Annotated in this window: 12 protein-coding genes and 1 pseudogene; 8 read left to right on the top strand and 5 right to left on the bottom strand. The window is 71.2% G+C overall.

The annotated features are described in order from the left end of the window. The first annotated feature begins 119 nt into the window (after window positions 1–119). From ACP4J0_RS14265 to ACP4J0_RS14250, 4 genes are all read left to right on the top strand, one after another. Window positions 120–557, top strand: a complete 438-nt coding sequence (locus ACP4J0_RS14265) for an Hsp20/alpha crystallin family protein (protein WP_426520176.1) — start codon at window positions 120–122, stop codon at window positions 555–557. Between the two features lie 125 nt (window positions 558–682). Continuing rightward, window positions 683–1111, top strand: coding sequence for a DUF2267 domain-containing protein (locus ACP4J0_RS14260; RefSeq protein ID WP_426599035.1), 429 nt, complete (start codon window positions 683–685; stop codon window positions 1109–1111). Window positions 1112–1181: 70 nt separating this feature from the next. Further along, entirely contained in the window at window positions 1182–1628 is a 447-nt protein-coding gene (locus tag ACP4J0_RS14255) for a DUF2267 domain-containing protein (RefSeq protein WP_426599034.1), read from the top strand. Between the two features lie 903 nt (window positions 1629–2531). After that, complete coding sequence (locus ACP4J0_RS14250) at window positions 2532–3470, top strand: TauD/TfdA dioxygenase family protein (RefSeq protein WP_426599033.1); 939 nt, start codon at window positions 2532–2534, stop codon at window positions 3468–3470. Between the two features lie 50 nt (window positions 3471–3520). On the opposite strand, the gene ACP4J0_RS14245 is transcribed toward ACP4J0_RS14250, so the two are convergent. The 4 genes from ACP4J0_RS14245 to ACP4J0_RS14230 all read right to left on the bottom strand — a co-directional run bounded on the left by ACP4J0_RS14245 (window position 3521) and on the right by ACP4J0_RS14230 (window position 8661). Beyond that, complete coding sequence (locus ACP4J0_RS14245) at window positions 3521–5344, bottom strand: glycoside hydrolase family 2 protein (protein WP_426599032.1); 1824 nt, start codon at window positions 5342–5344, stop codon at window positions 3521–3523. A gap of 69 nt (window positions 5345–5413) precedes the next feature. Then, window positions 5414–6313 carry a carbohydrate ABC transporter permease gene (locus ACP4J0_RS14240; protein WP_426599031.1) on the bottom strand — a complete coding sequence of 300 codons (900 nt, stop codon included), beginning with the start codon at window positions 6311–6313 and terminating at the stop codon, window positions 5414–5416. A gap of 2 nt (window positions 6314–6315) precedes the next feature. Then, on the bottom strand, window positions 6316–7266 hold the full coding sequence (locus ACP4J0_RS14235) for a carbohydrate ABC transporter permease (RefSeq protein ID WP_426599030.1): 951 nt from the start codon (window positions 7264–7266) through the stop codon (window positions 6316–6318). A gap of 21 nt (window positions 7267–7287) precedes the next feature. Continuing rightward, window positions 7288–8661: an extracellular solute-binding protein gene (locus ACP4J0_RS14230; RefSeq protein ID WP_426599029.1), complete on the bottom strand. Its 1374-nt coding sequence runs from the start codon at window positions 8659–8661 to the stop codon at window positions 7288–7290. 204 nt (window positions 8662–8865) lie between these two features. Here ACP4J0_RS14230 and ACP4J0_RS14225 point away from each other — a divergent pair, with 204 nt between their 5' ends. Continuing rightward, window positions 8866–9921 carry a LacI family DNA-binding transcriptional regulator gene (locus tag ACP4J0_RS14225; RefSeq protein ID WP_426599028.1) on the top strand — a complete coding sequence of 352 codons (1056 nt, stop codon included), beginning with the start codon at window positions 8866–8868 and terminating at the stop codon, window positions 9919–9921. A gap of 23 nt (window positions 9922–9944) precedes the next feature. Here the strand turns inward: ACP4J0_RS14225 and ACP4J0_RS14220 are convergent. Continuing rightward, window positions 9945–10325: pseudogene (locus ACP4J0_RS14220) on the bottom strand (hydrolase); the annotation flags it as partial. A 144-nt stretch (window positions 10326–10469) separates the two neighbouring features. Here ACP4J0_RS14220 and ACP4J0_RS14215 point away from each other — a divergent pair. The 3 genes from ACP4J0_RS14215 (at window position 10470) to ACP4J0_RS14205 (ending at window position 13601) form a co-directional block, all read left to right on the top strand. Further along, window positions 10470–11957 carry an NCS1 family nucleobase:cation symporter-1 gene (locus ACP4J0_RS14215; protein ID WP_426599027.1) on the top strand — a complete coding sequence of 496 codons (1488 nt, stop codon included), beginning with the start codon at window positions 10470–10472 and terminating at the stop codon, window positions 11955–11957. 64 nt (window positions 11958–12021) lie between these two features. Then, the gene (locus tag ACP4J0_RS14210; protein WP_426599026.1) at window positions 12022–12762 is read left to right on the top strand and encodes an aspartate/glutamate racemase family protein; all 741 of its coding nucleotides are present in this window, start codon (window positions 12022–12024) and stop codon (window positions 12760–12762) included. A 143-nt stretch (window positions 12763–12905) separates the two neighbouring features. Next, window positions 12906–13601 (top strand): GntR family transcriptional regulator, encoded by a 696-nt coding sequence (locus tag ACP4J0_RS14205; RefSeq protein WP_426599025.1) that lies wholly within the window; start codon window positions 12906–12908, stop codon window positions 13599–13601. Window positions 13602–13710: the final 109 nt, after the last annotated feature.

Here is a 13710-nt window from a genome sequence, read left to right as displayed (position 1 = left end):
CCGTTCGATCGTGTCACCCGACGGATGACGCCATCACTTGTCATCGTTTCGATGACATGCTACAAGAAAAGCAGGAAGCAGCGCATGAGCGGTTCTGCTCGAAGTGGAGGTGTTTCCCGATGCTGATGCGCACCGACCCGTTCCGTGAGTTCGACCGGGTCGCCCAGCAACTGTTCGGCAACGCGTCCGGCACCTGGTCGCGGCCCACGGCGATGCCCATGGACGCCTACCGCGAGGGCGACGCGTACGTGATCGCCCTCGACCTGCCCGGTGTCGACCCGGACGCGATCGACATCGACGTCGAACGGAACATGCTGACCGTCCGGGCCGAACGCCGTCCCGTCACCAAGGGCGAAGACGTTCAGATGGAACTGTCGGAACGTCCCCTGGGTGTCTTCTCCCGCCAGGTGATGCTGGCCGACACCCTCGACACCGAGCACATCAGTGCCGACTACGACGCGGGCGTCCTCACGCTGCGCGTCCCGATCGCCGAGCGGGCCAAGCCGCGCAAGATCTCGATCGGCACCGGCCCGGACCGCAGGGAGATCCCGGGCTGAGGCGGAGCCGCCCTCCCGGTGGCGGAGGGCGGGAACCGCCCACGGCGACTCCCGCCCTCCGCCCCTGCGCAGGCACGTCGGCACGTCGGCACGTCGACACGGAACGCCAGGCAAGGAGGACCCCGATGGCCATGCGGTGGGAAGTGTTCCTCGACCATGTACAGGACCGCGGCGAGTACCCGACCCGCACCGAGGCGGAGCGTGCCGCGCGCACCGTGCTGGCGCTGCTCGGCGCGCACCTGGTCGGTGAGGTACGGGCCGAGCTGGCCGCCCGGCTCCCGGAGACCTTCGCCCTGATCCTCCTCAACCCGCTCCAGGCCGCCGAACCCCTCTCCCCCGAGCGGTTCGTGCGGGCCACCGCGGCGTGGATCGAGGGGGCCACCGAACAGACCGCGGCCTGGGACGTCGGCGCCGTGCTCAGCGTGACCGCCGACGCGGCGGGCGAGGAGCTGACCCGCCGCATCCTGCTGCAGCTCCCGCCCGGATACGACCTGCTCATGGGCCGCCCGCAGGACACCACGGCCCCGAGAACGGCCCGCGCGTCCGGTGACTGACACGACCGTGTCCGCCGGCCGCCGGCCACCCCGTCGAACAATCCCATGAACGAGAAAGGCGTCTTCACCGATGCAGTCCAAGACGGCCCCGGCGACCCTCACCCTCACCACCGAGCCGGCCATGTCGTTCGGCCAGATGCTGGAGCAGGTCCGCTACAACGGCGCGTACCCCACCCGCGAGCGGGCCGAGGAAGTCGTCTCCGCCGTCCTCGCCGCCCTCGGCCGCCGCGTCACCGGCGAGGAGCGCGTCGAACTCGCGGCCCGGCTCCCCCGCGAAGCCGCCCGGATCTTCGCCTCCGAGATCCCCATGACGGACTCGCTGACCGGCTGGGCCTTCGTCCGGGACCTCGCCGCCCGCACCGGCGGCAGCCTCGCCACCACACGCTGGGACGTCGGCTCGGTCCTGGGCGTCGTCGCCCACCTCGCGGGGCCGGCCCTGCTGGACCGCATCCTCGACCGTCTCCCCTCCGGGTACGCGATCCTCTTCGGACGCGCGGAACTCACCCAGGCGGCCTGACGTCCGTGCCCCGGGGCCGGGCCGGGCCGCGCCCGGAACGGGACGGCGGAACCGGCCCGCGCCGCGCACCGCGTCGAGCAGGCGGCGGCACACGGCGCGGGCAGCGACCGTCCGGGGCGACCGCGGTGACCAGCGTGGGCGGGCCCCGGCCGGCGTGTCAGCCGCCCCGGCCGTCTTCCGGTACCGGACCGAGGAGCCGGGCTGCGCAAGGCGCGCGCTCCGCGTAGGCCTGGTCGGCGGTAACCCGGGCGGGCGCCTGCTGGACGGTTGGACACGGCGCCGTCGCCCCGGGCTGGTTGAGCCGCACTTCCCCAGCTCGACATCCTGCGGCGACGTCGCGGCCACGGGCACCATCGGGCGTTCCTGTTCGTGGGCAATCCACGTACAGCGGATCCCCGGTGGCCGCCCCTGCGCCGGGCTCCTGTCCCGGTCCCGCATCCTGGGAAACACCACCGCTGACACGACCGTTGCGCCCCCCTGGCGCGAGACCGTCCTGATCAGGACGGTGAGGCATGTCTCCGAACACCGCGCGCCCGTTGACAGGACCCCTGGAAGATCACACAATCGGGCCATGACCCGATACCGGTTCGAGACGACGGCGGAGCCTCTGCGCGTGCCCGATCGAACCGGATGTGAGCGCTCCGGCCGATAGCCGGCTGTCTCCGAGCCGAAGGCTCGACCCGCGCCGCGTACGGAACGAATCGGTCTTCTTACCGGAGAAGTTCCGGAGCACGTCCGTTTCCCAGGACATCCGGCACGGCCGCACCGCGTCATCCTCCACGGCTGCCGACAGGCGACATCTCACCATGTCGCTATATCGCCGTATCGCCGTATCGCCGATGCGCTGCCGAGCCGCCGCCGGGGCCTGGTCAGACCACCATTGCATGTGAAGGGGAGGACTCCATGACCGTCACGACCGCCGGTCCGACCGCCGGCCTGCGCGAGGCCCGCATCCCGGGGGACGGGATGTACGAGGGACGGCGCGTGCTGCGCCGGCTGCCCGAGGGATGGGAGGAACGGCCCTACGAACTGTTCGAGGTCGTTCCGCAGGCTCGCACCATCGGCGCCGAGATCAGGGGCGTCGACCTCTCCCGCCCGCTCTCCCCCGCACTGCGCGAGCAGCTGAACCGCGCCCTGCTGGAGTGGAAGGTGCTCTTCTTCCGCGCCCAGCACCTCACCTCCGACCAGCAGCGCGACTTCGCGGGCAACTGGGGCGAGCTGGAGACCAATCCCCTGCTCGCCGCCGGCTCCAGCGAGGACGTCGTGCGCTTCGACAAGGCCGACGGAGCCACCCCGACGTACGAGAACGTCTGGCACACCGACGTCACCTTCCGCGAGCGGCCCGCGCTCGGCGCGGTCCTCCAGCTGCGCGAGGTCCCGCCGTTCGGCGGGGACACGATGTGGGCGGACATGGCGGCCGCCTACGACAACCTCCCCCAGGAGGTGAAGGACCGCGTCGACGGCGCCCGGGCCGTGCACGACTTCATCCCCGGCTTCGCCAGGTTCTACGGACCCGAGCGGCTGATCCCGCACCAGGAGCTCTTCCCTCCCGTGGAACACCCCGTCGTGCGCACCCACCCCGAGACCGGGCGGCGCATGCTGTTCGTCAACGCCTCGTTCACCACCCACATCACCGGCATGGACCGTGACGAGAGCGACCGGCTGCTGCGCTTCCTGTTCCAGCAGGCGCATGTCCCCGAGTACCAGGTGCGTTTCCGCTGGCAGCCCGGCGACATCGCCTTCTGGGACAACCGCGCCACGCAGCACTACGCCGTGGGCGACTACGGTTCCGACCGCCGCGTCGCCGAGCGCGTCGCCATCGAGGGCGACCGTCCCTTCTGACCGGCGCGCACCCGGGCCGGAGACTGCCGTCCGCCTCCGGCCCGGGTGCGCTAGGCCGGGTCCTGTTCCTCGATCGCGGCCGGGCGCAGCTGCGCGGCACGGATGCGGGCGACGTCGAGTTTCACGCCGCGGTCGAACCGGTAGATGCCGTTCTGCTCCTGGAAGACGTCCGTCAGCTGGGTGTAGCAGTAGCCGAACATGTCACGGTCCTCCAGCAGGACCCCGGTCAGGCCGCTGAACCGCTGGTGGAACTCGTCCTCGTCGCGGACCCGTTCCCCGTAGCCCCAGGACACGGTGCGGTCCTCGCCGGACCGGTCGGCGGCCGCCTCGGGGTCCCACCAGATGCCGCCGAACTCGCTGACGAAGTACGGCTGTCCGCGGTACGGCTGGGAGTACGGGGTGCCGCTCTCGTGGGCGTTGACGAAGGGGGTGTCCTTGGCCAGGCCGGACATCAGCTGCCGGAAGACGGCCGGGTCCTGCTCGTAGCTGTGGGAGTCGTAGATGTCGGTCTCGGCGACCCGGTGCGCGTAGCCGGAGGCGTCGATGACCGGACGGGTGGTGTCCATGGCCTTGGTGGCCAGGAACATCGCGCGGGTCACGGCGTCGAGCTGGGTGACGCGGTCGTGCAGCTTCTGGTAGGTCTCGTTCAGCGGGCACCAGCCGATGACCGAGGGGTGCGAGTAGTCCCGTTCGAGGGCCTCCAGCCACTGGCCGACGTAGGAGGCGTCGGGCTGCTGGTTGTCGCCGGAGGAACCGCCCGTCTCGCAGCCCCAGTCGCCGAACTCGCCCCAGACCAGGTAGCCGAGGCGGTCGGCATGGTAGAGGAAGCGCTCCTCGAAGACCTTCTGGTGCAGCCGGGCCCCGTTGAAGCCGGCCGCCATGGCCAGTTCGATGTCCCTCACCAGTGCCTCGTCGGTCGGGGCGGTCATCAGCCCGTCCGGGTACCAGCCCTGGTCGAGGACGAGACGCTGGAAGAGCGGCCGCCCGTTGAGGAGGACCGCCTTGCCGCGCAGGCCCACGGCGCGCAGCCCGGCGTAGCTCTCCGCGCCGTCGACCACCTGCCCGTCGGCGTCGAGGAGTTCGAGGCGCAGGTCGTACAGGTGGGGGTCGTCGGGACTCCACTCCCGTCGCCGGTCCTCCGGTACCGGCAGGTGGAGGCGTGGGGCCAGGTCCAGGTCGGCGCGGGCCTCGGCGCGGCACACCTCGCCGTCGGCGTCGCCGAGGACGGCGCGTACCCGGTGGCCGGGACGGTTGGCGGACAGGGGCAGTTCGAGGTGGAAGGCGGAGCCGGCCAGGTCGGGGGTGATGCGGGGCCGGCGCAGGTGCGCCTGAGGGACCGGCTCCAGCCAGACGGTCTGCCAGATTCCGGTCACCCGGGTGTAGTTGCAGTCGTGGTTGGCGTACTTGACGGCCTGCTTCCCGCGCGCCTGCGGGCCCGACTTCGGGTCGCGGGCGCGGACGGTGACCACGACCTCCTCCCCCGACCCGGCGACGTCGCCGAGGTCGGCGGTGAAGGGGGTGAAGCCGCCGCGGTGCCGGGCGACCTCCCTGCCGTCGGCCCACACGGTGGTGTCGTAGTCGACGGCGCCGAAGTGCAGCAGCACGCGGCGCCCGGCCCACGCCGCCGGCAGGGTGAGGACGCGCCGGTACCAGACGGCCTCCAGGAAGTCGGTGTCCCCGACGCCGGACAACTCGGACTCGGGCGGGAACGGCACGAGGATCTCGCCTCGCAGTTCCCGGTCGAGCAGACCGCGTTCCAGTCCGCTGTCCCCCCGGTCGGTCTCGAACTGCCAGGCGCCGTTCAGGTTGAGCCAGTCGCGGCGCACGAACTGCGGTCGCGGGTACTCCGGGCGCGGTGCGGAGTGAGTGGGCACACATGCTCCAGTCGATCGGTGGGCCGGCGCGGGCGCCGGACCCGTGTGTACGGCTGTGGGGGGCGTGGTTCAGGAACCGCCGAGGCCGGTGGTGGCCACGGAGTTGACGATGCGGCGCTGGAAGAGGAGGAAGACCACGATCAGCGGCAGCGCCGCCAGCAGGGCGGACGCCATGGACTGCGCGTACACGATGCCGTAGGAGTCCCTCACGGTGGCCAGGCCCACCGGGAGGGTCATCAGGTCCGGGTCGTTGGTGACGATGAACGGCCACATGAAGTTGTTCCACGCACCGATGAAGACGAAGATCGCCACCGCGGCCACGATCGGCCGTGAGAGCGGCAGCACGACCGACCGGAAGACCCGGAACTCGGAGGCGCCGTCGATGCGGGCCGCCTCCTCCAGTTCCCTGGGGACGGCGTCGAAGAACCGTTTGAGGATGAACACCATCATGGGAGCGACGACCTGGGGCAGGATGACCGCCGCGTAGGTGTCGACCAGGTTGAACAGGAGCATCTGCTCGAACAGCGGCACGACGAGCAGCTGCGGCGGGACCATGATGGCGGCGACGGTGACGGCGAGCAGCGCCCGGCGCCCGCGGAACGTGCCGCGCGAGAAGCCGTATGCCGCGAGGGTGGAGACCACGACGGTGATCAGCGTGACCAGTCCGGCGATCAGGAAGCTGTTGAAGGCCCAGACGGCCACGTTCCCGCGTTCGAGGATCTGCTGGTACGCCTCCGTCGTGAAGGCGCCTTTGAACGGGGAGAGGCCGGGGGTGTTGACGTCCTGCTCGCTCTGCAGCGAGGTGGCGATCGCCCACAGGAACGGCAGCAGCCAGACGGCCGCCAGGACGGCCAGCGCCGTGCCGGCCAGGACGCGGGGCAGCCGGCCGTGGCCGAGGAGCAGGGGTGCGCCGGTATCTTCGCGGGGCGGGCGGCGCCGCGGGCGGAGGGTCGTTGCGGTTGCGGACACGGTCAGTCCTCCTGCCGGAAGAGGCGCAGCTGCACGAGCGAGACGACGATGACGAGCGCGAAGAAGAGGTAGGAGATGGCGGAGGCGTAGCCGAGCCGGTAGCCGGTGAAGCCGACGTCGTAGACGTACTCCAGGACGGGGCGGGTCGAGCCGCCCGGGCCGCCCTTGGTGAGGATGTAGATCTGGTCGAACACCTTGAGCGACGCGAGGATCTGGAGCATGGCCACCAGCGCGGTCGTCCTGCGCAGTTGCGGCAGGGTGATGGACCACAGGCGCCGCCACGCGCCGGCCCCGTCGAGCGCCGCCGCCTCGTCGAAGGTCGAGGGCAGGGACTGGAGTGCCGCGAGGTAGAGCAGGAAGTTGAAACCGACCGTCCACCAGACGGTGAGGGCGGCGACGGACCACATGGCGACGGACTCGTCGGACAACCAGCCCACGGGTTCCATCCCGAGGGTGTCGAGGAGTTGGTTGCCGAAGCCCAGTTCCGGCTGGTACAGCCAGGTCCAGATGAGGGTCACCACGGTCACGGGCAGCAGGTAGGGGGCGAAGAACGCCAGCCGCCACGCCCACTGTCCGGCGAGCCCGCTGTGCACCAGCAGCGCCATCGCCAGCGGGACGAGCACCAGCGGCACGCTGGAGATGACGGTGAAGAAGAGCGTGTTGCCGAGGCTGCTCCAGACGTCGGGGTCGCCGAGGGCCTCGGTGTAGTTGTCGAAGCCGATGAAGCTCGTGTCGCGCAGGGCGAGCGAGGTGTCGGTGAAACTCATCCAGAGCCCCTGCACGATCGGCCACACCATGAAGAGGCCGAAGACGAGCAGGAACGGCAGGACGAAGACGATCCCGGAGCCCGGGGTGACGCGCAGGCGGCGCAGGACGGCGCGGCGGCGGCCGCCCGCGCGGCCCTCGGGCGGGTCGGTCCGCGCCTCGGCGCCGAGGGGTGCGGTGGTGGTCACGTCGGTCACTCCTTCTGCTGGTCAGGCCACCGGGTTGGGCTGCCGCAGCAGCGCGTCCGCCTCGCGGACCATCTGACGTACCGCCTTCTCGGCGGACGTGTTGCCCAGCAGCGCCGACTGGAGCGGCTGACACATGCGGTTCTGGAAGTTCGACCCGGCGCCGGCGAACCAGTTGGGCGGGTCGAGCACCGCCACCTCCGCGGCGTCCGCGTAGGAGGACTGCGGTTTCAGGGCCGCGTACTCGGGCTCCGCGAGCACGGGCCGATACGCGGGGATGTGGCCGGCGCCCGCCCAGGTGAGGCTCCGCTTGAGTATCTCCGCGACGTACCGGTGGGCCTCGCGGCGCCGTGCCGGGTCAGGGTCCTTCTGGTGCGGAAGGACGAAGCTGTGGCTGTCGGTGTAGACGGCCGGCTTGTCGAAGACCTGCGGGAAGGGCGCGGCGCCCAGCGGCATGCCGGACTTCGCGAGGGTGGGCAGCTCCCACTCCCCCAGCATCGCCATGCCGCCGCGGCCGCCGGTGAAGCCGGCCACCGACCCGTAGTAGTCCAGGTTGTTGGGGTTCGTGCGGCCGTCGAACAGCTGCCGCATGAACGTGACGACGCGTACGGCGGCGTCGACGTCGATCCCTGGCGGGCCGCCGTCCGGCAGGGTGAACTCGGCGCCGGTCTGGGCGTAGAGGCCGGCGAACAGGCGCCAGTTCTGTGCCGTGTCGGTGACGTGGCCGAACAGGATGCCCGCCTGGCCGGTCGCCTCGGCGAGGGCCTTGCCCGCGTCCAGGAGGGCTTCCGGCGAACCCATGGGAGCCAGCTCGCCCGAGGAGTCCAGGAGGCCGGCGGTCTCCGCGGCCTCCTTGTCGTAGAAGACGATGAAGGGGTGGACGTCGAGCGGGATCGCGTAGACGGTCCCGTCGTGCTGGGTCCGTTCCCAGACCGCCGGCGTGAAGTCCTTCCGCGTGACGCCGAACTCGGCGAGCAGGTCCAGGTCGAAGGCGTCCACCAGGCCGCCGGGAGCGTAGCCCGCCAGCCGGGACAGATGCATGGCGGCCACGTCGGAGGCCCGGCCGCCGGCGGCCGACATGGCGAGCTTGGTGTAGTAGGACGGGCCCCAGTCCAGGATCGTGCGGTCGATGTCGAAGCCCTCGGACCCCTCGGACCCCTTGGACACCGCGTCGATCATGTCGTCCATCAGCATGCCGTCGCCGCCCTGGAACAGGTCCCAGACGCTCAGCGTGGACGTCCCGGAGGCGGCGGCCGGTACGGCGCAGCCCGACAGCGGGCCCGCGGCGAGCAGGGCTCCCGCTCCGGTCATGGTGTGACGCAGCAGCCGGCGGCGGCTGAGACGGCGTCCCGGGTCGGACGCCGCCGGCACCCCGTGGGCAGGCAAACGGGAACTCATCGCGGACCTTTCGACGGCCGGACGCTCATGCGGTGGCTTGTTTTTTACATCGATGTACATGGGCTGTAAAGAGGTGGGGACGGGGTTGGACCGTGGTGACGGCGCGACCGGGGTTGCGCCGTGGTGTCAGGCCGGGCCCGCGATCGGATCCGTGCGGTGCCGGGACATAGACTCGGCAGCCGCGGGAGAGGCAGGGAGGTCTCGGTGGCACGGCCCAGGATCAAGGACGTCGCACGTCATGCGGGCGTTTCGGAGAAGACGGTGTCCAATGTCATCAACGACTACGCCCATGTGTCCGACCGGACCAGGAAGGTGGTCCGCGAAGCCATCGAGCAGCTCGGGTACCGGGTGAATCTGGCCGGCCGCCACCTCCGCAAGGGCCGCACCGGCATCATCGCCCTGGTCGTTCCCGAACTGGACATCCCGTACTTCGCCGAGCTGGCCCGGCACGTCATCCGCGAGGCCGAGCAGCGCTCCCTGACCGTCCTGATCCATCAGTCCGGGGCGGACCGCGCCCACGAACTGGCGGCGCTGGCCGGTTTCGGCTCCACCTTCGTGGACGGGATCATCCTGAGTCCGCTCGCCCTGACCGCCGCCGACCTGCGCGATCGCGTGGGCGCCCCGCCCACCGTGCTGCTCGGGGAGCTGCTGGAGGAGGGCGCCGACCATGTGGCCATCGACAACGAGCGTGCCGCACGCGAGGCGACCGCCCACCTGATCGGTCTCGGGCGCCGCACCATCCTCGCCGTCGGCGGGCGCGACGACTCGGGCCTGGGGACCGCCGAGGCCCGCACGCGCGGCTACCGTGCCGCCCTGTCGGAAGCGGGCATCGCCTACGATCCGGCCGCCCTGCTGCCGGTCGACTCCTTCAGGATGCCCGACGGCGCCCGGGCCGTGGCACGGGCGCTGCGCGGCGGCGCCCGGCCCGACGCGCTGCTCTGCCTCAACGACCAGCTGGCGCTGGGCGCGTTGCGTGCCCTGCACGAGCACGGGGCCAGGGTGCCGGAGGACGTCGCCGTCGTCGGCTTCGACGACGTGGAGGGCGGACGGTTCTCCGTACCCACGCTGAGCACGGTGGCTCCCGACAAGGCGGCGGTGGCCAAGACCGCCGTACAACTGCTGCAGCGCCGCATCGAGGAAGCGACGGCACCGGACGGCGTGAGTGCCGGCAGCGAGTCCGGCGTGCTGTCGCCCCAGGACCGCATCGTGGCCCACCGGCTCGTCCTGAGGGAGAGCACGGAAGGCCGCCAGCGCCCCTGACGGGGTGGTCGGCCCGGCGGCCAGTTCATGTGGACCTCGGCGCGGCCGGCGCTCACGAAGGATGCCCCGGACGGGGAGTTGCGCCCTCCCGTCACCCGGACCCGCAGGGTGTGGCGGCCGCGCGAGCCTTGGGCTGACGTACCGCACCGCCTCGCCGACGCGGATCGAGTTGTGGAAGCCCACCCGCTGCTCGGGGCCCCGTCGACGCTGATCGCCGCGTAGCCGTTGCCCGTGCCCTTGGCGGAGAGCAGGGCGATGCGAGTACCGGTGATGGAGAGGGCGGCCGTGGCACCGGCCCGGTCGCTCCAGTGGCCGTCGCTCCAGAAGCACTGGGCGGCGCAGCCCGTTCCGCAGGTCCAGGCACCGCTGTAGGTGACGCCGCCGGGGCCGCTCGAACGGCCCTCGCCCAACCGCCCAAAAATGGTATTCCATTTGCCGCAGACCTCTTGACGGTGCTGTTCGGCGAAAACTACGTTCTGTTCATCGAAAAGCCGCTTCCGCTTTGCGGAACTCTGCGACTCCCCACACCCTGATCCCAGGAGTCCCGTATGACTGCCCTGGAAGACCGCCGCTCGCCCGCGGAGACCGGCGACACCGCCACCAGCTCCAGCCTCTACACGTACGACCTGGCACCCACGAAGAGGGAAGGGCGCCGCTGGGGCGCCTACAACGTCTTCACGCTCTGGGCCAACGACGTGCACAGCCTGGGCAATTACGCTTTCGCCATCGGGCTGTTCGCCCTCGGACTGAACGTGTGGGGCATCCTCGCCGCCTTCGCGCTCGCGTCGGTCCTGCTCTTCCTGCTGCTGACGCTGTCCGGGTTCATGGGGCACAAGACGGGTGTGCCGTTCCCGGTGATGAGCCGCATCGCGTTCGGCGTCAAAGGGGCGAAGATCCCGGCCGCCGTCCGAGGTCTCGTCGCCATCGCCTGGTTTGGTATCCAGACTTATCTCGCCGCCGCGGTACTGAGCACTCTCCTGGTGGCGATGTTCCCCGGCCTGGCCGGCCTGGACACGAACTCCCTGCTCGGCCAGTCGACGCTCGGCTGGATCACCTTCCTGGTCCTGTGGGCCCTGCAAGTGCTCATCGTGAGCTACGGGATGCAGATGATCCGCCGGTACATGGCCGTCGCGGCGCCCACCACCCTGCTCACCATGTGCGCCCTCGCGGTGTGGATGTTCGTCCGGGCGGACGGCTCGGTCTCCCTGTCCAACGGTGAGCCGCTCACCGGCGGCGCGATGTGGCTCCAGGTGCTGCAGGCCGCCGCCCTGTGGGTCGTGATCTACGGGACGTTCGTCCTGAACTTCTGCGACTTCACCCGGTCCGCGAGGAGCCGCGGCTCCATCGTCCGCGGGAACGTGATCGGCATCCCTGTGAACATGCTCTTCTTCGCCGGCATCGTGGCGGTCCTCAGCGGCGCCCAGTTCCGTCTCGACGGGCAGGTCATCACCAGCCCGACGGACATCGTCAGGACCATCCCCCACATGTTCCTGCTGGCCGTCGCGTCGCTCGCCCTCATCGCCCTGACGGTGGCGGTGAACCTGCTGGCCAACTTCGTGGCGCCGATCTACGCCCTGGTCGACCTCTTCCCCCACCGGCTCGACTTCCGCCGCGCCGGTCTGGTGAGCGCGGTCCTGGGCCTGGTCATCACGCCGTGGAACCTCTACAACAGCCCGGTCGTCGTCAACTACTTCCTCGGCGGGCTGGGCGCCCTGCTCGGCCCCCTCTTCGGCGTGATCATGGCGGACTACTGGCTGCTGCGGAAGTCCCGCGTGAACGTGCCGGCCCTCTACACCGACGACGCGGGCGCCGAGTACCACTACCGCCGCGGCTACAACCCGCGGGCCGTCGCCGCCTTCGTCCCCAGCGCCGCGATCGCCGTCGTCGTCGCCCTGGTGCCCTTCTTCCACGCCGCGGCCGGGTTCTCCTGGTTCGTCGGCGCGATCATCGGCGCCGTGCTGTACGCGGTCATCGCCGACCGCGCCTCGCCGATCCGCGACGTGGACGGCGAGACCATCGCCGTCGCCGCGGAATAGCTCCGCCACCGTCGCGGGCCGTCCCACCCGAGCAGCAGGCCCACCCGAGCAGAAGGCCCACCCCATGCGCATCCTCGTGGTCAACGTCAACACCACGCAGTCCATCACCGACGCGATCGGCGAACAGGCGGCCGGCGCGGCTTCCCCGGGCACCGAGATCGTTCCGCTCACGCCCTCCTTCGGCGCGGAGTCCGTCGAGGGCAACTACGAGAGCTACCTCGCCGCGGTCGCCGTCATGGAGACCGTCCGCGCCCACCCGGAGCCCTTCGACGCGGTGATCCAGGCGGGATACGGCGAACACGGCCGGGAAGGGCTCCAGGAACTGCTCGACGTTCCCGTCGTCGACATCACCGAGGCCGCGGCGAGCACCGCGCAGTTCCTGGGCCGCCGCTACTCCGTCGTCACCACCCTCGACCGCACGGTCCCCCTGATCGAGGAGCGGCTGGAGGTGGCCGGACTGAGCGCCAGGTGCGCCTCCGTACGCGCCAGCGGGCTTGCCGTACTCGACCTGGAACAGGACGAGCAGACCGCCGTGGACGCCATCACCGAACAGGCCGCGCGCGCCGTCGAGGACGACCGGGCCGAGGTGATCTGCCTGGGCTGCGGGGGCATGGCCGGTCTCGCCGAACGCGTGGTGGAGCGTACCGGGGTCCCCGTGGTCGACGGGGTCGCCGCCGCCGTGACGGTCGCCGAGTCGCTGGTCCGCCTCGGCCTGTCCACGTCCAAGGTGCGCACCTACGCGCGTCCGCGCCCCAAGCGGATCCTCAACTGGCCCCCGAGGACGGCCGGGGGGCGCGTCCCGTGACACATCCGGTGCCGTTCCTCGTCCCCGGTCGGCGGCCCGCCACGGGGCACGCCGGCCGCGGGGTATTCTGACGGGTCGCCCGACCGACGCTCCGCACCGGCGCGGTCTGCGACTCGGAACGGGACCACAGACGAAGGACGGCGATGGCTGCGTCACAGGGCTTCATGCCCGAGTCCGAGCGGGTCACGCGGCAGTTGCGCGACGAGATCATCGACGGTGCGCGGCGGCCGGGCAGCCGCCTGGTCGAGCGGGAACTGGCCGAGGCACTCGGCGTGAGCCGGCTCCCCGTCCGGGAGGCCCTCAAGACCCTGGTGGCCGAGGGGCTGGTGACTCCGCGACCGCGGACGTGGGCGGTGGTGCGGGAGTTCACCACCAGCGACATCGCCGATCTCGACGAGGTCCGTTCGGGCCTGGAGACCCTCGGCTTCCGGCTCGCCGCCCAGCGCCACACACGCGCCGGGCTGGAGAGGCTCCGCGCGACGGTGGACGCCGAACTGGCGGCGGCCCGCGCGGGCGACGCGGTGCGGGCCCGCCGGGCGGCGGCCGACTTCCACCAGACGGTCATCTCCCTGGCGGCCAACGAGTTGCTCAACGAACTCGAGCGCGTCCTGCGCAGCCGGCTGCGATGGCTCATGGGCCAGCACGACGACCTGCTGGGCGTGGCGCTGGAACACGAGGCCCTCTACCGGGCCATCGCGGAGCGCGACGTCGAGCGCGTACAGGCCCTCGTCCTGCACCACCTGGCGACGAGCCGCAGCGCGGCCCTGGGACACCACGCTCAGGAGCAGCCGGAGAGCCGGAGCCAGGCGGTACCGGAGCAGGGGCACGGGGAGACCTGACCGCGGCTCCCGGTGGCTCGCCGGCGGGGCTGTCGTCCGTCCGCGAACGGAAGCGCCGGGTGAAGGCCCGTTCGGTCAGGGCCGTCCGCGCGGGCCGGACGGCGGTGGT

This window comes from Streptomyces sp. WG7 (assembly GCF_049975785.1).
In the GTDB taxonomy this organism is placed as follows: domain Bacteria; phylum Actinomycetota; class Actinomycetes; order Streptomycetales; family Streptomycetaceae; genus Streptomyces.
Note: the sequence above shows the minus strand (reverse complement) of the source record. Positions and strands in the feature narration are given on the sequence as shown.